Raw genomic sequence first — 22,001 nt, forward strand, 5'->3', positions numbered from 1 at the left:
CTGCGCGCCGAGACTGCGGGGTTACCCCGCTGTCTCGGCGGCCGGATGCAGTCTCGCGGTTCTGCGTGTGACGTGGGTCAGCGCAGGCGCTGCCACTCGGCGCGGCGGGCGGCCTGGGCGACCGGGTCCGGCACCGGGAGCGAGGCGAGCAGCCGCTTCGTGTAGTCGTCCGAGGGCTGCAGCAGCACCTGCGCGGTCGTCCCCTGCTCCCGGATGCGGCCCTGTCGCAGCACCACGACCCGATCGGCGACCGCATCGATCACCGCGAGATCGTGACTGATGAACAGCGATGCGAACCCGAGCTCCCGCTGCAGGGTCGCGAACAGATCCAGCACGGTGGCCTGCACCGACACGTCGAGCGCACTCGTCGGCTCGTCCGCGATGAGCAGCTTCGGGTCGAGCGCGAGCGCGCGGGCGAGCGAGGCGCGCTGGCGCTGCCCACCGCTGAGCTCGTGCGGGTAGCGGTCACCGAACGCCCGCGGCAGACGCACCGCATCCAGCAGCTCGTCGACGCGCTTGCGTGCACCGCCGGCGCTCCGAGCCCGCCGGTGCACGATGAGCGGCTCGGCGATGCACTCGGCGATCGTGAGCAGCGGGTTGAAGCTCGTCGCCGGGTCCTGGAACACGAACCCGATGTCGGGCCGCAGCTTGGCCAGGTGCCGCGGCTTCGCCCCGCGCATCTCGGTGCCGAGCACCCGCAGCGAGCCGCCCACCACCTGTGTGAGCCCGACGATGGCGCGGCTGATCGTGGTCTTGCCGGAGCCCGATTCCCCCACGAGACCGACGACCTCGCCGGGTCCGATCCAGAAGTCCACCCCGTGCACCGCGACGACCCCTGCGCTGCCGAAGCGGCCCGGGTAGGCGATCTCGAGGTCCGTCGCGACGACGAGACTGCCCTCGGGCGGCGCGACCGGCGCCGGGGCGGCCGGGTCCTGCGTGACGCTCTTCCCGCGGCCGACGTGCGGCACGGCCGCGAGCAGCTCCCGCGTGTACGGCTGCGTCGGATGCTCGAACAGCTCGCGCACCGGCGCCTGCTCCACGATGTCGCCGCGGTACATCACGACGACCCGGTCGGCGAGGTCGGCGACCACGCCCATGTTGTGGGTGATGAGCACGACCGTCGCGCCGAACTCGTCGCGGCAGGCGCGCAGCAGTTCGAGGATCTCGGCCTGCACCGTGACGTCGAGCGCGGTGGTCGGCTCGTCCGCGATGATGAGGCCCGCGTTCAGCACGAGCGCCATGGCGATCACCACGCGCTGCTTCTGCCCGCCGGAGAACTGGTGCGGGTAGTCGTCGACCCGCTGCTCGGGGTCGGGGATGCCGACCTTGCGGAGGATCTCGATCGCCCGTTCGCGCGCCTCCTTCTTGGAGACGTCGCCGTGCGCGCGCAGCCCCTCCGCGATCTGCCAGCCCACGGTGTAGACCGGGTTCAGCGCGGTCGAGGGCTCCTGGAACACCATGGCCGCGTCGCGGCCGCGCATGGCGCGCAGCTGCGTCGCGGAGGCGTGCACCACGTCGGTCTCGCCGCCGTCACGGCCGCGGATGACCACCGCGCCGTCGAGCGTGGCCGTCTCGGGGAGCAGGCCCAGCAGGGTGTTCGCCGTGACGGTCTTGCCGGAACCTGACTCGCCGACGATGGCCAGCACCTCGCCGGCGTGCGCCACCAGGGAGATGCCGTCCACCGCCACGACCGGGTCGGCATCCGTGGCGAAGGTCACCCGCAGGTCGTCGATGCGTGCGATGTCGCTCATTCCGCGACCTCCTTCGGGTCGGCTGCCGGCGTAGCGGCGCCCTTCCCGCGGCCGGTGGACGCGGCGCGGCGGCGGGTGCGCAGGCGCGGGTCGCTCAGGTCGTTCAGGCTCTCGCCCACAAGGGTGATCCCGAGCACGACGAGCACGATCGCCATCCCCGGGGGGACCGCCGTCCACCAGATGCCGCTGGTGACGTCGGACACCGCGCGGTTGAGGTCGTAGCCCCACTCGGCGGCGGCGGTGGCCTCGATGCCGAAGCCGAGGAAGCCGAGGCCGGCGAGGGTGAGGAGGGCCTCCGACGCGTTCAGCGTGACGACCACCGGCAGCGACCGGGTCGAGTTGCGCAGCACGTGACGGATCAGGATGCGGGGCGTCGGCACGCCGATGACGCGGGCCGACTCGACGAACGGCTCTGCCTTCACCCGCACCACCTCGGCGCGGATGACACGGAAGTACTGCGGCACGAACACGACCGTGATCGCGATCGCGGACGCGAGGATGCCGCCCCGCAGGGTCGACTGCCCGCGGCTGATGACGATCGACATGACGATCGCGAGCAGCAGCGACGGGAACGAGTAGATCGCGTCGGAGAGCACGACCAGGGTCCGGTCGAGCCAGCCGCCGAAGTAGCCGCCGACCAGCCCGAGGAACACGCCGAGGAAGATCGAGAACGCGATGGCGCAGAGGATCGCCAGGAGCGCCGTCTGCGCTCCCCACAGGGTGCGCGAGAGCACGTCGAACCCGCTGACCGTGGTGCCGAGCAGGTTCACCGGGTTCGGCGGCTGCAGGGTGCCGAAGTCCTGGCCGTCGACGCCGCGCTGGGCGAAGCCGTACGGCGAGATCCACGGTGCGAGGATCGCGACGAGGATGAACAGCCCGGTGAGCACGAGGCCGGTCACCAGCATCCCGCGCTGGAGTCCGACGCTGCGGCGCAGGTGCGAGAGCACCGGGATGCGGTCGCGCAGCGGGGTCTTGCGGGTGGTGACCTCGTCGAGGGACGGGGTGTGCGCGGTGTCGGTCATCAGTACCTCACTCGCGGGTCGATGAAGGCGGCGACGACGTCGACGATGAAGTTCGTGACGGCGACGACGACGGCGATCATCACGACGATGCCCTGGACGGCCACGAAGTCGCGGGCCTTCAGGTACTCGGAGAGCATGAAGCCGATGCCCTTCCATTCGAAGGTGGTCTCGGTGAGGACCGCGCCGGCGAGCAGCATCGCGATCTGCAGACCGATGACGGTCACGATCGGGATGAGCGCGGGGCGGTAGGCGTGCTTGGTGACGAGCCGGTACTCCCCCACGCCGCGGGAGCGCGCGGAGGTGACGTACTGGGCGCCGAGGGTGCCGATGACGTTCGTGCGGACGAGCCGCAGGAAGATGCCGGCGGTGAGGATGCCGAGTGCCACCGCCGGGAGCACCGCGTGCCACAGCACGTCGCCGACCACGTTCGGGTCGCCGGTGCGGATGGCGTCGATGAGGTAGATGCCGGTCTGCCCGTCCAGCCGCTGCAGCTGCAGCTCGGTGCGCGTCGAGGCACGCCCGGAGGTGGGGAGGATCCCCAGGCCCACCGAGAAGATGAGCTTCAGGATCATGCCGAGGAAGAAGATGGGGGTCGCGTACCCGAGGATCGCGGCGATCCGCAGCGCGGCGTCCTGCCACTTGTCACGGCGGTAGGCGGCGAGCATGCCGAGGGGGATGCCGAGGATGAACGCGACGATGAGGGCGTAGAACGCGAGCTCGAGCGTCGCCGACCCGTACTGGAGCAGGATCGTCACGACCGGGCGCCCGTCGGTGATCGTGGTGCCGAAGTCGCCGCGGAAGACCCCGCCGATGTACTCGAGGTACTGCACCAGGAGCGGACGGTCGTACCCGGCCTCGGCGATGCGCTCGGCGAGCTGCGCCGGGGGGAGGCGCCCGCCGAGCGCCGCGGTGATGGGGTCACCGGTGATGCGCATCAGCAGGAACACCACCGTCACGAGGATGAAGACCGTGGGGATGATGAGGAGGAGACGGATGAGGATGTAGCGCCAGATGCCGCCGCGCTGTGGCGCGACGGGTTTGACGACGTCCGCGGCGTCGACCGCTGTGACCATGGGGGGAACCTTACGGGAACGAGCGGGGGCCGGAGGACGCTGCGTCCTCCGGCCCCCGGCGGTCTTACTTGTGGAGCGGTGCGTACCGGAACTTGAAGGATCCGTCGAGGACGGCACCCTCCACGTCGGTGCCGACGACCGCGACCTGGGTGCCCTGCAGCAGCGGCAGGGTGGACAGGTCGTTGGCGACGAGCTCCTGGATCTTCTCGATGTCGGCCTGGCGGGCGGCGGCATCCGTCTGGGTGGCCTGATCGGTGATCAGCTGCTGCACCTCGGGGTTGTCGTAGTGGTTCACCAGGAAGTTGTCGAGCGAGAAGAACGGCGTCAGGTAGTTGTCGGCATCCGAGTAGTCCGGGAACCAGCCCAGCTGGTACATCGGGTAGACGTCGGCGGTGCGGTCCTTGGCGTACTGCACCCACTCGGTCTGCGCGAGATTGACGGTGAACAGGCCGCCCTCCTCGAGCTGCGACTTGATCGCCGCGTACTCGTCACCCGACGACGGGCCGTAGTGGTCGCCGTTGTACTGCAGGTTCAGCACGACCGGGGTCTCGACGCCCGCGGCGGCGAGACGCTCGGTGGCGGCCTCGAGGTCGGCACCGCCCTCGCCGTCGCCGTAGAGGTCCTTCAGCGGCTCGATCGCGCCGGTCAGGCCCTGCGGGACGTAGGAGTAGAGCGGGGTGTAGGTGTCCTTGTACACGTCCTCGGCGAGCGCGTCGCGGTCGATGAGGTCGGCCATCGCCTGACGGACGGCGAGCGCCTTGGCCGGGTCGGCCTCCTCCGTCGCGGCGCCGAACGGCTGCGTGTCGAAGTTGAAGACGATGTAGCGGATCTCACCGCCGGGGCCGTCGACGATCTTCACCGCGTCGTTCGAGGCGAGGTCGTCGATGTCGGTGGCGCTGAGGCTGCGGAAGGCCACGTCGATGTCGCCGCCGGCGACGTCGAGCTTCAGGTTGGAGGCGTCGGCGTAGTACTTCACCGTGACGCTGCTGTTCTCGGCGGCGCCGAGCGCGCCCTGGTAGTCCTCGAACGGGACGTACGAGATGAGCTCGTTCACCTTGTACGAGTCGATGACGTACTGACCGGCGAAGGCGTTGCCCTCGACGATGTCGTCGTCGGCGGTGACCTCCTCGGCGGAGAACACCTCCTCGTCGACGATCGGGCCGGCGGGGCTGGAAAGGATCTGCTCCCAGGTCTGGTCGTCGCCGTTCACGAGGTGGAAGACGACCGTGGTGTCGTCGGGGGCCTCGACGGACTCGAGGTTGCCGAGGAGCGAGGAGGGGCCGTTCTCGTCGGCGATCGCGACCTGGCGGTCGAAGGAGAACTTCACGTCGGACGAGGTGAGCTCGTGGCCGTTCGCGAAGGTCAGGCCCTCCTTCAGCTTGACCGTGTACTCGGTCGGGGAGGTGAACTCGCCCGACTCCGCGATGTCGGGGGTGACGTCGGCGGTGCCGTACTGGCTGTTGAACAGGAACGGGTAGACCTGGTTCATGACGGCGAAGGAGCCGTTGTCGTACGAGCCCGCGGGGTCGATCGAGGTGATCTTGTCGGTGGTGCCGATGATCAGGTCGCCGCCGGCGGCCGAGTCGCCGCCGCCGTTGCTCCCGCCGCCGGCGCAGCCGGCGAGGACCAGGGCGGAGCCGCCGAGGGCGACGGCCACGAGGCCGAGGCGGCCGCGCGCGCTGTGATGCAGTGACATATGTTGCTACCTCTGCTGGGGTGGATGGGACGCCGCGCGCTCGCGCGACGTTGGCGCTCATCCTCACCCGCCGAAGTCGCCGGGTCCAATGCCCGGTGACGTTTCGTAATGAGACTGCAACCCGCAGGACGCGAAACCCCGTCCCGCCGAATCGCGCGGATTGCGCAATTCCCGGGCGTGCGCGGGATCAGTCCGCCAACCGCCAGTCGTCGAACGAGAATCCGGGCGAGACGATGCACGTGACCAGCACGTCGCGGTCCTCCAGCGGTCTCGCCGCCTGCCAGACCCCGGCCGGGACGACGCACTGCGCCCGGTGGCCGGCAGCGACGTCGGGACCCAGCACGACGGTCTCGGTCCCGCCCGGGGCGTCGCCGTCACCGCCGAGGCTGAGCTCCAGCATCCCGGGTCCGTGCCAGAGCCAGATCTCGTCGCTCGCGACCACGTGCCAGGCGCTGCGCTCCTCGGGGGTCAGGAGGTAGTGGATGCAGGTGGCCGCCGGCCGCACGCCGTTCGGCGTCTCCACCGCGGCCGGCGCGGTCCAAGTGCGGCGGAACCAGCCGCCCTCCGGGTGCGGGGCGAGGTCGAGGTGTTCGGCGAGGGTCGGGCGGGGCGTGTCCACGGCGTCAGGCTAGACCCCGGCCGTTACGCCGGCGTGAACCGGTCAGGCGGTGAGGTCCGGCGCGAGGCCGAAGTGCGCGAGCTCGGCGTCGGTCAGCATCCGCGACCGGATGATGAACCGGTTGCCGGTCGGGCCCTCCACGCTGAACCCGGCGCCGCGGCCGGGCACCACGTCGATCGTGATGTGCGTGTACTTCCAGTACTCGAACTGCGCCTGCGAGATGTACACCTCGATCGGGTCGAGGCCGTCCACACGCAGGGTGCCGAGGTGCACGTCGGAGGGGCCCGTGATGAACATCCCCACCGGGTAGCACATGGGCGCGCTGCCGTCGCAGCATCCGCCGGACTGGTGGAACATGAGCGGCCCGTGCTGCGCGGTGAGGTCCCGCAGCAGGGCCGCGGCGGCGTCCGTCACCGCGACCCGCGAGTACGTCGTCTGCGTCATCCCGTCCTCCTCCTCTGCATGTCCCACTTTCTGCGGAACGTGTCCCACTTCCTGCCGGTATCCGGTGCGCAGAGCGGCAGGAAGTGGGACACGGTCGGGGGTGCGTGGGATCAGAAGAAGCCCATCGGGCCTTCGGCGTAGGACACCAGCAGGTTCTTCGTCTGCTGGTAGTGGTCGAGCATCTTCAGGTGGTTCTCGCGGCCGATGCCGGACTGCTTGTACCCGCCGAACGCGGCATGCGCCGGGTACTGGTGGTACGTGTTCGTCCAGACGCGGCCGGCCTCGATGGCGCGACCGGCACGGTACGCGGTGTCGCCGGAGCGGCTCCAGACGCCCGCCCCGAGGCCGTACAGCGTGTCGTTCGCGATCGAGATGGCGTCGTCGAAGTCCTCGAACGAGGTCACCGACAGCACCGGCCCGAAGATCTCCTCCTGGAAGATGCGCATGTCGTTCGTGCCCTCGAACACGGTCGGTGCCACGTAGTAGCCGCCGCTGAGCTCACCGCCGAGGTCGACCCGCTCGCCGCCGGTGAGGAGCTTCGCGCCGCCCTCCTTGCCGATCTCGATGTACGACAGGATCTTCTCCAGCTGGTCGTTCGAGGCCTGCGCGCCGATCATCGTGTTCGGGTCGAGCGGGTTGCCCTGCACGATCTTGCCGACCCGTTCCAGGCCGTCGGCGAGGAAGTTGTCGTAGATCGAGCGCTGGATGAGCGAGCGCGACGGGCAGGTGCACACCTCGCCCTGGTTCAGCGCGAACAGGGTGAACCCCTCGAGCGCCTTGTCGTAGTAGGCGTCGGAGCGGTCGCGGGCGACGTCCTCGAAGAAGAGGTTCGGGCTCTTGCCACCGAGCTCGAGCGTCACCGGGATGAGGTTCTGCGAGGCGTACTGCATGATGAGCCGGCCCGTGGTGGTCTCTCCCGTGAACGCGACCTTGCGGATGCGCTTGTGCTGGGCGAGCGGCGCGCCCGCCTCGATGCCGAAGCCGTTGACGATGTTCACGACACCGGCGGGCAGCAGGTCGCCGATGAGCTCGAACAGGAACAGGATGCTGGCCGGCGTCTGCTCGGCGGGCTTCAGCACGACGCAGTTGCCCGCGGCGAGCGCCGGTGCGAGCTTCCACGTCGCCATGAGGATCGGGAAGTTCCACGGGATGATCTGACCGACCACGCCGAGCGGCTCGTGGAAGTGGTACGCGACAGTGTTCTCGTCGAGCTGGCTGAGCGTGCCCTCCTGCGCGCGCAGGACGCCGGCGAAGTAGCGGAAGTGGTCGACGGCGAGGGGGATGTCGGCGGCCAGCGTCTCGCGGACGGGCTTGCCGTTCTCCCACGTCTCGGCGACGGCGATCTTCTCGAGGTTCTGCTCGATCCGGTCGGCGATCTTGTTGAGGATCACGGCGCGCTCGGCCGGCGTGGTGCGCTTCCACGACTCGAACGCCTGCCACGCCACCTCGACGGCACGGTCGACGTCCTCTGCGGTGCCGCGGCCGACTTCGCAGAACGGCTTGCCGGTGACGGGGGTGATGTCCTCGAAGTACTGGCCCTTGATCGGCTCGACGAACTCGCCGCCGATGTAGTGGCCGTACCGGGCGCGGTATTCGGCGACCGAGCCGCGCTGGCCGGGGGCCGCGTAGACGCTCGAGACGCCCTCTTCGACGATGGTCATGGTGTCTCCTTCGACTGTCATGAACTCGCGGCGCCGTCGCCGCGTACCGCAACGGTAGGTCGGCGGAGGTTGCATCGCGTTGCAGCATCCGTTGCCCGCGCCTGCGCCCCGTGCACGACGCGCGGCCTCCCCCCGGTGCACAGCGGGCGGCATCCCGTGCACAACGCCCCACCTCCCCGTGCACGACTGATGGGCCTCCCTCGTGCACAACTGCGGAGATCGCCGCCGACACTCCGACGACGGATGCGGGCGACCCGGCGTGTCGCGCACGAACTCCGCAGTTGTGCACGCCGCATCCGGGGCGGGGCGGGGGACGGTGCGGGGCGGACGGATGCGGGGCGGCTACGCCTCGAGCTGCTCGAGCCGCGCGACGAGGCCCGGCCGCTTCGGCGAGCGCGCCGGCAGCATCCCGAGGCACAGCCGCAGCACCTCGGCGTCGGACGCGCCCATGTCGGTGTCGGCGTAGGCGAGGAGCACGTCGACACCCGCCTCGGACATGATCGATTCGCGCAGACCCGCCCGCACCGTCTCGCGCACCTCCTCGACACCGGGGGCGTGCGAGTCCGGGAGCACGTCGCCCCGGTAGGCGGCGAGCGCCACGCGGTGCGCGCCGCGGTCGAGGAGCGACAACACCTGGTGCGCGTCGGTCTCCAGCGGCATCCCGAGCCGGTACGGCCGCGACGACGGGACGAGCGGCGGTGCCGCCCGTTCCAGGGTTCGCCGGAGCCGCACGAGCTCGGCGCGGAGGGTGACGGTCGCGTCGGGATCGCCGTAGACGAGCTCGGCGAGCCGCTCCGCCGACAGCCCCTGCCGGTGCGTGGCGAGCATGAGCAGCAGTTCGGCGTGCCGGGCGGTGAGTTCCGTCACCCGCTCCGTCCCGTCCTGCGCCACCTCCAGCAGCGCCCGGTCGCGCCCCAGCACCCGCAGCGTCGCGTGCAGGGTCTCCCCCGCAGGACGGCGGCGGCGGGACCCGCGAGCCGGCGTCCGCTCGCGCTCCCGCATCCGTGCCAGGAGCAGTTCGCCCTCGACCGCACGTGCCGTGGCGTCGACGAGCAGCTGCGCCTGGGCGGTGACGACCTGGTCGCCGCCGGTGACGTCGATGACGCCGAGGAGGCGGCGGGTCTCGGGGTCGTGCACGGGCGCGGCCGTGCACGACCACGGCTGCACGAGGCGGTTGAAGTGCTCGGCCCCGCGGATCTGCACCGACCGGCCGAGTGCCAGCGCCGTGCCGGGCGCCGACGTGCCCACGGCCGGTTCCGACCAGTTCGCGCCCGGGACGAACCCCATCTCGCCGGTGAGGCTGCGCACGCCCCGGTCGCCCTCGACCCACAGCAGCCGCCCGGCCGCGTCACCGACGGCCACGACCACACCGGACTCCTCGGGGGTGCCGGGGATGAGGAGGGTCCGGATCATGTCCATGACCGAAGCGAGCGGATGCTGCCGCCGCAGGTGCTGCAGCTGCTCGGCGGTGAGGTCCAGGGGCGGCAGGGCCTCAGCCCCGACGAGGCTCTCGAGCGAACGTCGCCAGCTGTCCCGGACCATGCCGCGCACGTCGCCCAGCCGCGGGTCGTCGGCGTTGCCGAGCAGGAACTCCTCGTGCGCGCGCTCGATGAGCAGCCGCGACGCGTCAGGACGGACGGCGCGGGCAGGGGTCCACGGAGACGACACGACCCTCCGATCGGCGGCGATGCGAGGTCGCGCACCAGTGTAGGTGGCGGCCTCCGCGCGCGACAGACCCCGCGTCCGCGCCCGGCGCCGGGCGGCACCGCCGCGCGCATGCGACCACCGTCGTGCACGGGCGACCGCCGTCGTCCGCGTGCACAACTGCGGAGGTGACGGGCGACACGCCGCATCCGGATGCGGGTGGCACGGCGTGTCGCGGACGGCCTCCGCAGTTGTGCACGCGTGTTTCGTGTCGGGGATGCGGTCGCGGGGCGAAATCCACCGATTCTGGTGGCTGAAGGACCTTCTCCCCCTGGTGCCCCGCTCCGTAGCGTCAGGACGAGATGACCAGAGGTGTCGTCGTCAGGAGGAGCGGGGACATGCAGAAGACCACGAAGGCGATGGTCGCAGTGGGCGCGGCGATCGTGTTGATGCTGGGGGGCGGCGGATCGCTGGCCTACTGGCAGAAGACCAGCGAGAGCAACACACGGTTCCAGACGGGCTTCGTCTCGCTGCAGGACATGTGGAACGCCTGGTACCTCAATGGCGAGAAGCAGGGACGCCCGATGCACGAGGCCATCATCGTGCCGGGCGACACGGTCGTGTACAAGCAACGGATCCGTGTGGAGGCGGCCGGCGACAACTTGTATGTCGCCGCAGATGTGGCCCTCGGTGACATGACGGCCACCCCGTGGCACGAGGACCATGTCCTCCCGGACAAGTCGGCCGCGATCAATGCGGCCTTCGGCCCTACGTACACGATCACGTCCACCCCGGACCCGGACGATGCGGAAGCGGGCGGCCACGATCACCCCTGGGCGACGTTCTTCGGGACGGACGTCGAAGACACGTACGGCGTCGATCTCCACGGGACGACGATCGGGGACTTCTACATCACCGTCACCTGGCAGTGGCCGTTCGACGCCGACACGGTCGACGACCCCGACACGATGGAAGTCCAAGCCAGACTCAGCACGAGCATCACGCTGCGCCAGGTGGCGGAACCGCTGGACGAGGTGAACTGAGCCGCGCGTGATCCTCATGTCCCGTTCGTCACGCCCCGGTTCTCCGCGCCCCTCCAGTGGGCGCGGAGGCTCGGGCGCGTTCCTCATCGGCACCGCCGTCTTGGTCGCGACCGTCTTCACCGCGCCCGGGAGCATGGCGTCATGGGTTACGACGCTCGAGATCAGCACCGTGGTCACCGGGACTTTCGAGACACAGGGCGGACACGAGGGTGGCGACGCGCCACCCCCGCTCCCCCAGGGGCGGGCCGCCGCCGAGCCGCTGCAGGCTGACGACGACCCCTTCGAGCTCGCTCCCGAACGGTCGGATGCGGGCACCGGGCCGTCCGACGAGGATCCGGCCACGGCACCGGAGGCTCCGCTCCCGCAGCCGCCCGCCCAGGATGAGCCGGCACCACCCGATCCGACCCCCGCCGCCGAACCGATCGAGGGGAGCCTTCGGGTGTCCGCCCCGAGCACCGTCACCCTCGTCGCCGACGGCGCCGCGTCCGTACCGGTCACCGTGACGAACATCGGCGCCACGACCACGTGGACCGGGATGCGGATCCAGCTCGCGGGTGACCGGGTGCCGCCCTCCGAGGTCGAGGTGCGGTACCGGCACGGCGCCTGCGACACGGCGGTGTCCGACGGCATCCTGATCGATCAGGGCCCCGTCGACGATGCGACGCTCGCGCTCGCGCCGGGGGAATCGCTGACCCTCTGCGTGACGGTCACCCACCTCGGTCCCGTCGATCAGGTCGGCGACGTCGACGTCCCGGTCTACGTCACCTTCGAGGGCACGGTCGACGAGTGCACGACCGGCGGGATGACGGTGCCGTTGGCGTTCACGGTGCCTGGCACCGCCCCGGTCCCTCCCGCACCACCGGCGGACGACGGTCCGGTCGTGCCACCGGCATCCGATCCTCCTGTCGACGAACGCGTGTCCCAGCCGGAGGAGTCGCATGCGCAGGAGTGATCGGCACCCGCTCGCCGGCGCCGCACTCGTCGTCGGCGCGGTCGCGGCGATGCTCTCGACGGCGCCCGCCGCGGCGACCACCGGCGTCCCCGACCTGTCGTACAGCCTGGACGGCACGACCTGGTCGTCGTCGCCGCCGGCGTCGCTCCTCCCGTCGGGATGGATCGCCGTCCCGGGCGCCTCGCAGCGGGCGACCCTGCACCTGCGCGCCGAGCGCCCCGGAGCCACCCTCGTCGCAGTGTTCGCCGCTCCCGCGGTCGCCGAGGACCCCGACGTCATCGACGCCCTCCGGGTGACCGGATCCGGCGACCGCGACGTCGCTGTCGACGGTTCCGTCGCCTGCAGCGCCCTGGCGCCGCAGACCGTGCTGCAGCGCGGCGAAGCGATGCAGGTGCCGATCGAGGTCGCGCTCGCCCCCGAACTGACCGACGGCGAGAACGTGACCGTGTCGCTGGACATCCTCGTCGCCCTCAGCGACACGGGCGCCGTGCCGCTGCCGAACGGGTGCCCCGTCGACCCGGCCGTGATCCCGCTGCTGGCCGGTCCCGACACCGGCAGCGCCGGCATCCTGGCGTCCACCGGTTCGGACCTTCCGATGCTCCTGGGCGCGGCGTCGATCGCGGCACTGCTCGGCGGGGCGTTCGCGGTTCGGAGACGGAGGCGGCACACATGACGACGACGGAACAGGTCACGGACCACGGAACGGACACCGAGTCCACGTCGCGGTCACTGGCATCGGCGCTGTGGCGCGGGGCGAGGGCCGGGATCCTCGCGCTCCTCCTGCTCCTCATCGTCCTCGTGGTGGGCGTCCCCCTCGTGACGGGTGCGAGCACCTTCACGATCAGCGGCCGCTCCATGGAACCGACGCTGCCGATCGGCACCCTGATCGTGACGCAGCCCGTGGATCCGGACGAGATCGCCATCGGCGACATCATCACCTTCCAACTCGAATCGGGGAAGGCGACGGTCGCCACACATCGCGTGGTGGGCGTCGGTCTGGGCGCTGAGCGCGCCTTCGTCACCCAGGGCGATGCGAACGGGAGTGCGGACGCCGGAACGGTCCAGGCCGAGCAGATCCGCGGACGGCTCTGGTACAGCATCCCGTTCCTCGGGTGGGTCAACGCCGTGATGACCGGCCCGGTGCGGGCGGTCGTGGTCCCCGTGGTGGTGGTGGCGCTCTTCGGCTACGCGGGCTGGTCGCTCGTGAGTGCGGCGCGGGACCGCCGTGTGCGGATTGCGCAGACCGATCCGTCCGACGTGGGCGTGGGGACCGGACCGACGCCGTAAGGCCGGACTCAGGCGCGGGCGGCCCACCAGTCGCGGAGGCGCCGCTCGGCCTCCTCCGGGCCGAGGGGGCCCTCGTCCAGCCGGAGGTCGAGGAGGAACCGGTACGCCTCGCCGACCTCGCGCCCCGGGGTGATGCCGAGGATCCGCTGGATCTCGTTGCCGTCGAGGTCGGGCCGGATCGCGTCGAGCTGCTCCTGCTCGCGCAGGGCCGCGATGCGGTGCTCGATGTCGTCGTACGCACCGCGCAGGCGCGCGGCCTTTCGCTTGTTGCGCGTGGTGACGTCGGCGCGGGTGAGGATGTGCAGGCGTTCCAGCTCGTCCCCGGCGTCGCGCACGTACCGGCGCACCGCCGAGTCCGACCAGGCGCCCTCGGCGTACCCGAAGAACCGCAGGTGCAGCTCGATGAGCTTCGACACCGAGTCCATCGTCGCGCCGTCGAACCGCAGCTCGCGCAGGCGCTTGCGCGCCATGCGGGAACCCTTCACGTCGTGGTGGTGGAACGTCACCGCGCCGCCGGGCTCGAGGCGCCGGGTCGCGGGCTTGCCGATGTCGTGCAGGAGCGCGGCGAGACGCAGCGGCACGTCGGGCGCCTCGCCGGGGTGCCGCTCGTGCTCCAGGTCGATCGTCTGCCTCAGGACCGTCAGCGAGTGCTCGTAGACGTCCTTGTGGTGGTGGTGCTCGTCGACCTCGAGTCGGAGCGCCGGGACCTCCGGGAGGAACTCGGCCATGAGCCCGGTCTCCACGAGCAGCCGGATGCCGCGGAGCGGGTCGTCGGTCTGCAGCAGCCGCACGAGTTCGGCCTGCACCCGCTCGGGGCTGACGATCCGCAGGCTCTCGCGCATGTCGGTCATGGCGTCGACGGTGGGGGCGTCGACCTCGAACTCGAGCTGCGACGCGAACCGGGCCGCGCGCAGCATCCGGAGCGGGTCGTCGCCGAAGCTGATGCGCGGGTCGACGGGGGTGCGGAGCACGCCCCGCACGAGGTCCTCGACACCGCCGGTCGGGTCGACGAGCGTGGGACCGGGGATGCGGAGCGCCATGGCGTTCACGGTGAAGTCGCGGCGGACGAGGTCGTCCTCGAGCGTGTCGCCGAACGCGACCTCGGGCTTGCGGGTCTCGCCGTCGTAGCTGTCCGCGCGATAGGTGGTGATCTCCACCTGCTCGCCGCGGATGCGGGCGCCGATCGTGCCGAAGGCCCGCCCGATGTCCCACTGGGCGGTGCTGATCGGCGTGACGATCCGCAGGATGTCGTCGGGCCGCGCGTCGGTCGTGAAGTCGAGGTCGTGCGTGCCGACGCCGAGGAGCGCGTCGCGGACGGGACCGCCGACGATCGCGAGTTCGTACCCGGCCGCGGCGAACGCCTGCGCGAGGGTGTCGACCACCGGCGACTGTGCGAGCGCGCCCAGGCGCGCCACTCCCTCGGCCATGTTCAGCATGCCTTCGAGCCTATCCGCCGACCCGGTCGGGCCCGTGCGGTGCACGCTCAGGCGAAGCGCAGCATCCCGGTGAACAGCAGCTCCCGCACGCGGGGCAGCACATCCGCCCGGAGGGCCGCGGCGTCGACCTCCATGAGCTGCGCGATCGCGTCGACGAGGGCGCCCACGGCGAGGTCGCCGTCGCAGGCGCCCACGAGCGCGACGAGCGCCGGGTCGGCGTCGACCGTCCGGCCGAGGCCGCCGCCCTGTCGCAGCTCGATGACCGACGGCGACTCCTGCCCGGGCAGGTGGTGCCGGGCCTCGGTCACGTCGCCGGCGACGACGAGTCGGGATGCGGCGAGGCCCGCGTCGTCGAGCACGGCGAGCCGCACGTGCGTGTCGAGCGCGGCCGACACGTGCTCCCCGAGAAGCTCGGGCCCCACCTGCGCGCCGACCTGCTCGGTGCGCCGCAGCGTCGGGTCGGCCGTCGTCGCCAGCACCCACCCCATGCCGATCGATGCGACCTCCCGCGCGGCGAAGTCGTCGAGCCAGGCGCCCATGAGGCGCCGGTACCCGTCGGTGCCGGGGACCGTGCCGCCGTCGCGGATCCACAGCTGCGCGTACGCGGCGGGGTCGAGCCGCTCCCGCTCCACGACCCAGAGGCCGAGGTCGTCGGCCCATCCGAGCACGCGTTCGGCCGGTCCCTCCCAGTTGCCGAGCAGGCGCGCCTGGCCGCCGGGCGCGAGGTGCGCACCCAACCCGCCCACGACCTGCGCCATGAGCGCGTCACCGGCCCGGCCGCCGTCCCGGTACTCGTACCTCGGCACGTCGTCCGTGCGCGGCGTGATGACGAACGGCGGGTTCGACGCGATGAGCGCGAACCGCTCCCCGGCCACGGGGTCGTAGAGGCTGCCGAGCCTCGGCTCCACCGCATCCGCGAGCCCGTTCAGGGCGGCGTTCAGCGCGGTGAAGGCGAGCGCCCGCTCGGAGATGTCGGTGGCGACGACCTCGTAGCCCCGGACGGCGAGTTCGAGCGCGATGATCCCGCATCCGCACCCCAGATCGAGCGCTCGTCCGGCGCCGGCTCCGGGCAGGAGCGACGACAGGGTACGGCCGGCGCCGCCGACGCCGAGCACGTGGTCCGGTCGCAGCGGCGAGACCCCGGCGAGCTCGTCGCGATCGGAGACGACCCAGGCGTCCCGTGCGTCCGGGCCGATGCGCACGGGTCGCACCACGGCCTCCGGGACGACGACGTCGCCGTCGATCCGTACGATCCCGAGCGCGACCGCCGCATCCCGGGCGGCTTCCGGCATGGCCGAGGCGAACACGGCCGCCGGCACCTCGCGGCCGAGGAACAGCAGCCGCGCCAGCACATCGAGCGGGCCGTCGCCGAGCGCACGCAGTGCCGGGACCGGGTCGGCGCGTCGGATCGCGGCGTCCGCCACGGCACCCCAGCGGGATGCGAGCCCGTCCACGGTGAAGTCGCGGTCACGGAGTGCGCCGGCGAGCGCGGGGGCGGGCGAGAGGTCCATCCGACCATTCAACCGCGTGCTCCGGCCGGTCACGGCCTGTTCCTGAGGGGCTCCGCAGGGTCGGCCCCGTACAATCGCAGCAGCGTGCGGTCGCGGATCGCACCCAGCCATCATGAGCGAGACCCTGACCTCCGCCCACGCGGGCAGCACCGCGACGCGCCTCCGACGAGGACTTCTGGCGACCGTCCTGACGGGCGTCGTCCTGGCCGCCTCGTTCCTGCCGGGACGCGCGTCCGCCGAGACCACCCCCACTCCCACGCCCACGCTGAGCGGCGAGGTCACGACGGTGCTCTCCCCCGTCGGCACCGGCGTCGTCCGCGCCGGCGAGACCCTCGGGGCGACCGTGACGGTCGACAACGGCACGAGCGGCGCCGTCCCCGCGAGCGTCGCCAGCCTCCTGCTCGCCGACGCACCCCTCGGCGACGAGGCCGCGTTGCAGGCCTGGCTCGCCGGTGAGGGCGCGCTGCCCGCGGGCACCGTCGTGGCGACGTCCGCGGTCGACGGCGTCGCCTCCGGCACCGCGGAGGCCGTGGGTCTCACCGTCGCACCCTCCGACCCGGCCCTGACCGAGCGTGGTCCGGGTGTCTACCCGGTCTGGGCCGACGTCGCCGGTCACGTCTCGCGGAGCGTCGTGGTCATCCCCTCCGGCGCCGGTGCCGCCGTCGGCGTCGTCGTGCCGATCACCGCCGGCGTGCAGCAGGCGGGACTCCTCGGGATCGACCGGCTCGAGACACTCACGGGCCCCGACGGCGCGCTGACGGCGCAGCTGGAGGCCGTCGCGGGGACGGACGCGATCCTGGCGGTGGACCCCGCGCTCCCGGCCGCCATCCGGGCGCTCGGCACCCGCGCGCCCGAGTCGGCGACGTCGTGGCTGCGTCGGCTGGAGACGCTCCCCAACACACGCTTCGCGCTGCAGTTCGGTGACGCCGACGTCTCGCCACAGCTCGCCGCCGGGCTCGCGGCCCCGCTGCAGCCGACGTCGCTCGCGTGGGCCACCCGCGCCGAGGACTTCCCCGAGCCGCAGCCCTCGCCCTCCGCGACGCCCTCGGAGGACCTCGCCCCGCCGGTCCCCGACCTGGAGACCCTCCTCGACGTGGGGCCGACCTCGGAGACGGTGTACTGGCCGGGCGCGGGCTCGACGACCCCGGGCATCCTGACGGGCCTCGCCGCCGCCACGCCGGGGAGCCTCACGCTCGTCACCTCCGCCGCGACCGAGCAGGGCGCGGCGGGTGCCACGGTGGCGGCCCGCGGCACGACCCCCGAGGGCGCGGACCTCCTCGTCTACGACACCCGGGTCTCCGAGGCCCTGCAGGATGCGGCGGCCGAATCCGACGCGACGATGCGCGGTGCCGCCCTCGCCGCCGCATCCGCGTACCTCGCCTTCGCGACCGCCGACGCCGCGGCCACCGGTCGCCCGCTGCTGGTCGCGGTCGAGCGCGGTGCCGAGCCCACCCGGTCGGGTCTGCGCTCCGCGATCGCAGCCGTCACGACACTCGACGGGGTCACCCCGGTCGACCTGCCCACCCTCGTCGGCGCCGAAGCGGTGCAGGTGAGCGCCACCGAGGGCGTCGTCGACGCATCGCTCACCGAGGCCGTGCCGATGCTCCTCGACGCGGAGGACCGCATCGGCCGCTTCGCCACGATCCTCGACGATCCGTCGCTGCTCACCGGCCAGCAGCGCGCCGAGGGACTCCAGCTGCTGAGCACCGCCTGGACCGAACGTCCGGACGCCTGGGGCGATGCCCGCACGGCGTACGAGTCGCGCACCTCGGAGCGCCTCACCTCCGTGTCGATCGTGCCGCCGACCTCGATCAACCTCCTCACCGCCGGCACGAACCTGAAGTTCTGGATCCACAACTCGCTCCCGTACCCGGCGAACGTGGTGCTGTCGGCGAGCCCGGACGACCTGCGCCTGTCCGTCGACCCGCAGACCTCGGTCGTCGTCGCCGCCGCCGACTCCTCCGGGGGCAGCAACACCCCGGTCGAGATCCCGGTCCGGGCACGCATCGCGAACGGTGAGGTGCAGATCTTCCTCTCGTTGCACAGCGCGACCGGCGAGCCGATCGGCGTCGACCAGGTGGTGGATGTGAACGTCCGCGCGGACTGGGAGAACGTCGGCCTCGTCCTCATGGCCCTGCTCGTCGCCGGATTCCTCACGGTCGGTGTCATCCGCACCGTCCGCCGCCGCCGCGCGAAGGCCCTCGCCGCGGAGTCCCCGGGCGACGACGAACCGGCGGAGCCGCGTCCGTGAGCGGCATCGGTCGCGCCAGCGTGCTGCTGGGCGCGGGGACCCTGGTCTCCCGTGTCACCGGCCTCATCCGTTCCATCGTCCTCGTCGGCGTGATCGGATCGCAGGCCTCCGGCGTCGCCGACGCGTTCGGCCTCGCGAACCAGCTGCCGAACAACATCTACGCGGTCATCTCCGCCGGTGTGCTCACCGCCGTCATCGTGCCGCAGATCGTGCGGGAGTCGGCACGCGCCGACGGCGGCCTCAGGTTCCTGTCCGCACTGTTCACGGCCGGCACCGTCGTGCTCCTCGTCGCGACGCTCGTGGCGACGCTGTGCGCGCCGCTGCTCATCGCCCTCTTCGGCGACGGATTCTCGATCGAGCAGCAGGCCCTGGCCACCGCATTCGCATACTGGTGCCTGCCCCAGCTGTTCTTCTACGGGTTGTACGCGCTCCTCGGCGAAGCGCTCAACGCACGCCGGGTGTTCGGCCCGTTCACCTGGGCGCCCGTAGTGAACAACGTCATCTCCATCGGCGGATTCGTCGCCATCATGCTCGCGTTCGGCTCCGACCTCAGCGAGGTCTCGGCGTGGACCCCCGGCATGATCGCCGCCCTCGGCGGCACCGCGACCGCCGGCATCGTCGTGCAGGCCGCGGTCCTGCTGCTCTTCTGGCGGCGCACCGGGCTGCGCATCCGCCCCGACTTCCACTGGCGCGGACTCGGCTTCCGCAACATGGCCAGGCTCGCCGGCTGGACGACCCTCATGGTGATCGTCGGCCAGATCGCGGGTCTCGTGCAGACCCGCGTCGCAACCCATGCGTCCGAGGCCGGCGCGTCGATCGCCGTCATGCAGAACGCCTGGCTCGTGTTCATGCTGCCCTACTCGGTCATCGTGCTCTCGATCGGCACCCCGTACTTCACCCAGCTCAGCGAGCACGCCTCGGCCGGCCGCACCGACGCGGTCCGCGACGACATCCGGCAGAGCATCCGCCTCATCAACCTGTTCGTCGTCGCTGCCGCAGCGGCCCTCGTCGTCGCGGCCGTGCCGGCGTCCCGCGTCTTCACGAACTCCGCCACGGACGCCGCCGCCGCCGCGCCCGTGCTGCTCGCCTACCTCGTCGGACTCGTGCCCCTCGCAGTGATCTTCATCATCCAGCGCACCTTCTACGCCTACGACGACACCCGAACGCCGTTCCTGTTCACGCTCGTCCAGGGCGCGCTCGTCATCACGACCGCGATCGTCGCCGGCGCGGTCCTCGACGACGCGTGGCTCGCCGCCGGCGTCGCCCTCGGACAGTCGCTCGCAAGCCTCGTCCAGGTCGTCATCGCCGCGATGATCCTGCGTCGACGGATCGGCGGGCTCCACACGGCCTCCTGGATGCTGTCGCTCGGACGCTTCGTGCTCGCGGCGGTCCCCGCGGGACTCGCCGGCTGGAGCGTGTATCTGCTCTGCGGCGGCGACGAGGGCTGGATGACGGCCGACAAAATCTACGGTGCGCTCGGCACGGCGCTCGTCGGCGGGGTCACCGCCGTCGTCTACCTCGGCGTGCTGGCCGCGGTCAGGGCACCGGAACTCTCGCCGGCGGTCGCGCTCGCCCGCCGCATCCTCCTGCGCCGCTGATCACCGGTCCGCGGAAGCCGGACCCGCCCGCGGGCCGCCCGTTCCCACGGCACGGAAAGCCCCGGCCCTCGGGGAATGCCCCGCGGATAGCATGTGTTGAGCACCTCGGACAAGGAGAATTCACGTGCGTCAGCTCATCATCATCGGTTCGGGCCCGGCGGGATACACCGCTGCGATCTACGCGGCCCGCGCCAATCTTTCCCCGCTCGTCATCGCGAGCTCCGTCGAGGCCGGCGGTGAACTGATGAACACCACCGAGGTGGAGAACTTCCCGGGCTTCCCCGAGGGCATCATGGGGCCCGACCTCATGACGAAGATGCAGCAGCAGGCCGAGCGGTTCGGCGCCGAGATCGTCTACGACGACGTCGTGTCCGTCGACTTCTCCGGCACCACGAAGAAGGTCGTCCTGGGCAGCGGAGCCGAGCACGAGGCGGCGGCGGTCGTGTTCGCGACCGGTTCCGCGCCGCGCAAGCTCGGACTGGAGGGCGAATCGCGGCTGTCCGGCCGAGGCGTCTCGTACTGCGCGACCTGCGACGGCTTCTTCTTCCGTGAGCGCGTCATCGCCGTCGTCGGCGGCGGCGACTCCGCGCTGGAGGAGGCGACGTTCCTCACGAAGTTCGCCTCGAAGGTCTACCTGATCCACCGCCGCGACGAGCTGCGAGCCTCGAAGATCATGCAGGAGCGCGCCTTCGCGAACGAGAAGATCGAGTTCGTCTGGAACAGTGCGGTCGCCGACATCATCGGCGACGAGGCGGTCACCGGTGTCGTGCTGGAGGACACCGTCGACGGCTCGCGTCGCGAGCTGGCGCTCGACGGTGTCTTCGTCGCGATCGGCAACGACCCGCGGACCCACCTGGTCCACGGCGTGCTCGACCTCACCCCCGAGGGCACCGTCTGGGTCGACGGGCGCTCGTCGCGCACCTCGGTCCCCGGGGTCTTCGCCGCCGGTGACGTCATCGACCCGACCTACCGCCAGGCCGTCACGGCCGCCGGCAGCGGCACCGTCGCGGCACTCGACGTCGAGCACTACCTGGCTGCGCTCGGCGAGGCCGGCGAGCCGGAGCCCGTCGCGGACCAGATCGAGGGCCTCCCCGCCGTCTGACGGGAACAACCCGCCACCCGCATCCGTTACACCGAACGACAAGACTTCCCATCGAAGGAGATCGCATGACCGCCAAGGCAACGAGCTCGAGCACCTGGACCCAGGATGTGCTCGAGGCTGAGGGACCCGTGCTCGTGGACTTCTGGGCCGAGTGGTGCGGCCCGTGCCGCATGGTCGCCCCCGTCCTCGACGAGATCCAGGCCGAGCACACCGGCAAGATCACGATCCTGAAGCTCAACGTCGACGAGAACCCCGACCTGGCCATGAAGTACCAGATCACCTCCATCCCCGCGATGAAGGTGTTCGAGGCCGGCGAGGTGAAGACCACGATCATCGGCGCCAAGCCGAAGTTCGCGCTCGAGCAGGATCTCGCCCCCTACCTCGGCTGATCCGCCGGAGGATCGGAGAAGGGCTCGCCTGACGGCGGGCCCTTTTCCGCGGTGACCTGGGTTTTTCGGACGCCGCAGACGCGCTCGGGTGTGCGGTGTTTCGGCGTCCGGTTCGGCGGGTTTCGGTGTTTCGACGGCTCAGGACGCGTCGCGGACGGTGGCGTCCCACCGCCGGTGGGTGTTCGTCTCACCCAGCAGTTTCCAGACGGCGGTCGTCAGCTGCGGGTAGTCCAGCGCGATCTGACGGAGCACCCGGTAGTGCCTCGCGGCGGTCGGTTTCGCACCTCCCGCCTCGGCGATGTTCTCGGCACGGAGCGTGAACACGACGAGTTCGTCGACCGACGGCAGGTCCTCCATGAAATCCCACGGGTCCTCCCCCGCGCGGAGGCGTTCGGCGATGAGCACGGACAGTTCGTCCGTCGCCTCCGCGCGCAGGAGTTCGAGGCTCGCTCGGCGACGCGATGTGGGGGGATCGAACTCGGTCACTGCTCAAGCGTACGCGCCGCCGCGCATCGCGGGGCC

Annotated in this window: 19 protein-coding genes; 8 read left to right on the plus strand and 11 right to left on the minus strand. The window is 71.5% G+C overall.

Annotated features, from left to right (window positions below; translation table 11 throughout):
• Positions 1-77: 77 nt before the first annotated feature.
• The 8 genes from ACWAUO_RS10685 to ACWAUO_RS10720 form a co-directional block, all read right to left on the minus strand.
• On the minus strand, positions 78-1,751 hold the full coding sequence (locus ACWAUO_RS10685; protein ID WP_460775310.1) for a dipeptide ABC transporter ATP-binding protein: 1,674 nt from the start codon (positions 1,749-1,751) through the stop codon (positions 78-80).
• Positions 1,748-2,773 carry an ABC transporter permease gene (locus ACWAUO_RS10690; protein WP_460775312.1) on the minus strand — a complete coding sequence of 342 codons (1,026 nt, stop codon included), beginning with the start codon at positions 2,771-2,773 and terminating at the stop codon, positions 1,748-1,750. The genes ACWAUO_RS10685 and ACWAUO_RS10690 overlap by 4 nt, the downstream gene beginning before the upstream one ends.
• Positions 2,773-3,846: an ABC transporter permease gene (locus tag ACWAUO_RS10695; RefSeq protein ID WP_460775313.1), complete on the minus strand. Its 1,074-nt coding sequence runs from the start codon at positions 3,844-3,846 to the stop codon at positions 2,773-2,775. Before ACWAUO_RS10695 ends, ACWAUO_RS10690 begins: the two co-directional genes overlap by 1 nt.
• Before the next feature lie 64 nt (positions 3,847-3,910).
• Positions 3,911-5,542: an ABC transporter substrate-binding protein gene (locus tag ACWAUO_RS10700; RefSeq protein WP_460775314.1), complete on the minus strand. Its 1,632-nt coding sequence runs from the start codon at positions 5,540-5,542 to the stop codon at positions 3,911-3,913.
• Between the two features lie 187 nt (positions 5,543-5,729).
• A complete protein-coding gene (locus ACWAUO_RS10705; RefSeq protein WP_460775316.1) occupies positions 5,730-6,161 on the minus strand; it encodes a cupin domain-containing protein in 432 nt (143 codons plus the stop codon).
• A 42-nt stretch (positions 6,162-6,203) separates the two neighbouring features.
• Complete coding sequence (locus tag ACWAUO_RS10710) at positions 6,204-6,605, minus strand: DUF779 domain-containing protein (protein ID WP_460775317.1); 402 nt, start codon at positions 6,603-6,605, stop codon at positions 6,204-6,206.
• A gap of 110 nt (positions 6,606-6,715) precedes the next feature.
• On the minus strand, positions 6,716-8,266 hold the full coding sequence (gene exaC / locus ACWAUO_RS10715) for an acetaldehyde dehydrogenase ExaC (protein WP_460775319.1): 1,551 nt from the start codon (positions 8,264-8,266) through the stop codon (positions 6,716-6,718).
• 342 nt (positions 8,267-8,608) lie between these two features.
• On the minus strand, positions 8,609-9,934 hold the full coding sequence (locus tag ACWAUO_RS10720) for a GAF domain-containing protein (RefSeq protein WP_460775320.1): 1,326 nt from the start codon (positions 9,932-9,934) through the stop codon (positions 8,609-8,611).
• Between the two features lie 374 nt (positions 9,935-10,308).
• Here ACWAUO_RS10720 and ACWAUO_RS10725 point away from each other — a divergent pair, with 374 nt between their 5' ends.
• The 4 genes from ACWAUO_RS10725 to ACWAUO_RS10740 all read left to right on the plus strand — a co-directional run bounded on the left by ACWAUO_RS10725 (position 10,309) and on the right by ACWAUO_RS10740 (position 13,192).
• Entirely contained in the window at positions 10,309-10,953 is a 645-nt protein-coding gene (locus tag ACWAUO_RS10725) for an alternate-type signal peptide domain-containing protein (protein ID WP_460775321.1), read from the plus strand.
• A 169-nt stretch (positions 10,954-11,122) separates the two neighbouring features.
• Positions 11,123-11,905: a hypothetical protein gene (locus ACWAUO_RS10730; protein WP_460775323.1), complete on the plus strand. Its 783-nt coding sequence runs from the start codon at positions 11,123-11,125 to the stop codon at positions 11,903-11,905.
• Complete coding sequence (locus ACWAUO_RS10735) at positions 11,892-12,578, plus strand: LPXTG cell wall anchor domain-containing protein (protein WP_460775324.1); 687 nt, start codon at positions 11,892-11,894, stop codon at positions 12,576-12,578. Before ACWAUO_RS10730 ends, ACWAUO_RS10735 begins: the two co-directional genes overlap by 14 nt.
• Positions 12,575-13,192: a signal peptidase I gene (locus tag ACWAUO_RS10740; RefSeq protein ID WP_460775326.1), complete on the plus strand. Its 618-nt coding sequence runs from the start codon at positions 12,575-12,577 to the stop codon at positions 13,190-13,192. Before ACWAUO_RS10735 ends, ACWAUO_RS10740 begins: the two co-directional genes overlap by 4 nt.
• 8 nt (positions 13,193-13,200) lie before the next feature.
• On the opposite strand, the gene ACWAUO_RS10745 is transcribed toward ACWAUO_RS10740, so the two are convergent.
• Both ACWAUO_RS10745 and ACWAUO_RS10750 read right to left on the minus strand, forming a co-directional pair.
• A complete protein-coding gene (locus ACWAUO_RS10745; protein ID WP_460775327.1) occupies positions 13,201-14,628 on the minus strand; it encodes a CCA tRNA nucleotidyltransferase in 1,428 nt (475 codons plus the stop codon).
• 47 nt (positions 14,629-14,675) lie between these two features.
• Positions 14,676-16,139, minus strand: a complete 1,464-nt coding sequence (locus tag ACWAUO_RS10750; protein ID WP_460775328.1) for a DUF7059 domain-containing protein — start codon at positions 16,137-16,139, stop codon at positions 14,676-14,678.
• Positions 16,140-16,251: 112 nt separating this feature from the next.
• Here ACWAUO_RS10750 and ACWAUO_RS10755 point away from each other — a divergent pair, with 112 nt between their 5' ends.
• The 4 genes from ACWAUO_RS10755 (at position 16,252) to trxA (ending at position 21,479) form a co-directional block, all read left to right on the plus strand.
• On the plus strand, positions 16,252-18,390 hold the full coding sequence (locus ACWAUO_RS10755; RefSeq protein WP_460775330.1) for a DUF6049 family protein: 2,139 nt from the start codon (positions 16,252-16,254) through the stop codon (positions 18,388-18,390).
• A complete protein-coding gene (gene murJ / locus ACWAUO_RS10760; protein WP_460775331.1) occupies positions 18,387-19,988 on the plus strand; it encodes a murein biosynthesis integral membrane protein MurJ in 1,602 nt (533 codons plus the stop codon). Before ACWAUO_RS10755 ends, murJ begins: the two co-directional genes overlap by 4 nt.
• A gap of 124 nt (positions 19,989-20,112) precedes the next feature.
• Positions 20,113-21,090, plus strand: coding sequence for a thioredoxin-disulfide reductase (gene trxB / locus ACWAUO_RS10765; RefSeq protein WP_460775332.1), 978 nt, complete (start codon positions 20,113-20,115; stop codon positions 21,088-21,090).
• A 65-nt stretch (positions 21,091-21,155) separates the two neighbouring features.
• Positions 21,156-21,479, plus strand: a complete 324-nt coding sequence (trxA, locus tag ACWAUO_RS10770; protein WP_460775334.1) for a thioredoxin — start codon at positions 21,156-21,158, stop codon at positions 21,477-21,479.
• Positions 21,480-21,617: 138 nt separating this feature from the next.
• Here trxA and ACWAUO_RS10775 read toward each other — a convergent pair whose 3' ends face one another.
• Entirely contained in the window at positions 21,618-21,965 is a 348-nt protein-coding gene (locus tag ACWAUO_RS10775) for a tryptophan synthase subunit alpha (RefSeq protein ID WP_460775335.1), read from the minus strand.
• Positions 21,966-22,001 lie beyond the last annotated feature (36 nt).

The organism is Microbacterium sp. GXF7504, assembly GCF_054798235.1.

What these genes read in the sequence shown, in the direction of transcription:
- ACWAUO_RS10685 (WP_460775310.1), bottom strand. Translation starts at nt 1,751, where the DNA reads ATGAGCGACATCGCACGCATCGACGACCTGCGGGTGACCTTCGCCACG.
- ACWAUO_RS10690 (WP_460775312.1), bottom strand. Translation starts at nt 2,773, where the DNA reads ATGACCGACACCGCGCACACCCCGTCCCTCGACGAGGTCACCACCCGC.
- ACWAUO_RS10695 (WP_460775313.1), bottom strand. Translation starts at nt 3,846, where the DNA reads ATGGTCACAGCGGTCGACGCCGCGGACGTCGTCAAACCCGTCGCGCCA.
- ACWAUO_RS10700 (WP_460775314.1), bottom strand. Translation starts at nt 5,542, where the DNA reads ATGTCACTGCATCACAGCGCGCGCGGCCGCCTCGGCCTCGTGGCCGTC.
- ACWAUO_RS10710 (WP_460775317.1), bottom strand. Translation starts at nt 6,605, where the DNA reads ATGACGCAGACGACGTACTCGCGGGTCGCGGTGACGGACGCCGCCGCG.
- exaC (WP_460775319.1), bottom strand. Translation starts at nt 8,266, where the DNA reads ATGACCATCGTCGAAGAGGGCGTCTCGAGCGTCTACGCGGCCCCCGGC.
- ACWAUO_RS10725 (WP_460775321.1), top strand. Translation starts at nt 10,309, where the DNA reads ATGCAGAAGACCACGAAGGCGATGGTCGCAGTGGGCGCGGCGATCGTG.
- ACWAUO_RS10735 (WP_460775324.1), top strand. Translation starts at nt 11,892, where the DNA reads ATGCGCAGGAGTGATCGGCACCCGCTCGCCGGCGCCGCACTCGTCGTC.
- ACWAUO_RS10740 (WP_460775326.1), top strand. Translation starts at nt 12,575, where the DNA reads ATGACGACGACGGAACAGGTCACGGACCACGGAACGGACACCGAGTCC.
- ACWAUO_RS10745 (WP_460775327.1), bottom strand. Translation starts at nt 14,628, where the DNA reads ATGCTGAACATGGCCGAGGGAGTGGCGCGCCTGGGCGCGCTCGCACAG.
- ACWAUO_RS10750 (WP_460775328.1), bottom strand. Translation starts at nt 16,139, where the DNA reads ATGGACCTCTCGCCCGCCCCCGCGCTCGCCGGCGCACTCCGTGACCGC.
- ACWAUO_RS10755 (WP_460775330.1), top strand. Translation starts at nt 16,252, where the DNA reads ATGAGCGAGACCCTGACCTCCGCCCACGCGGGCAGCACCGCGACGCGC.
- trxA (WP_460775334.1), top strand. Translation starts at nt 21,156, where the DNA reads ATGACCGCCAAGGCAACGAGCTCGAGCACCTGGACCCAGGATGTGCTC.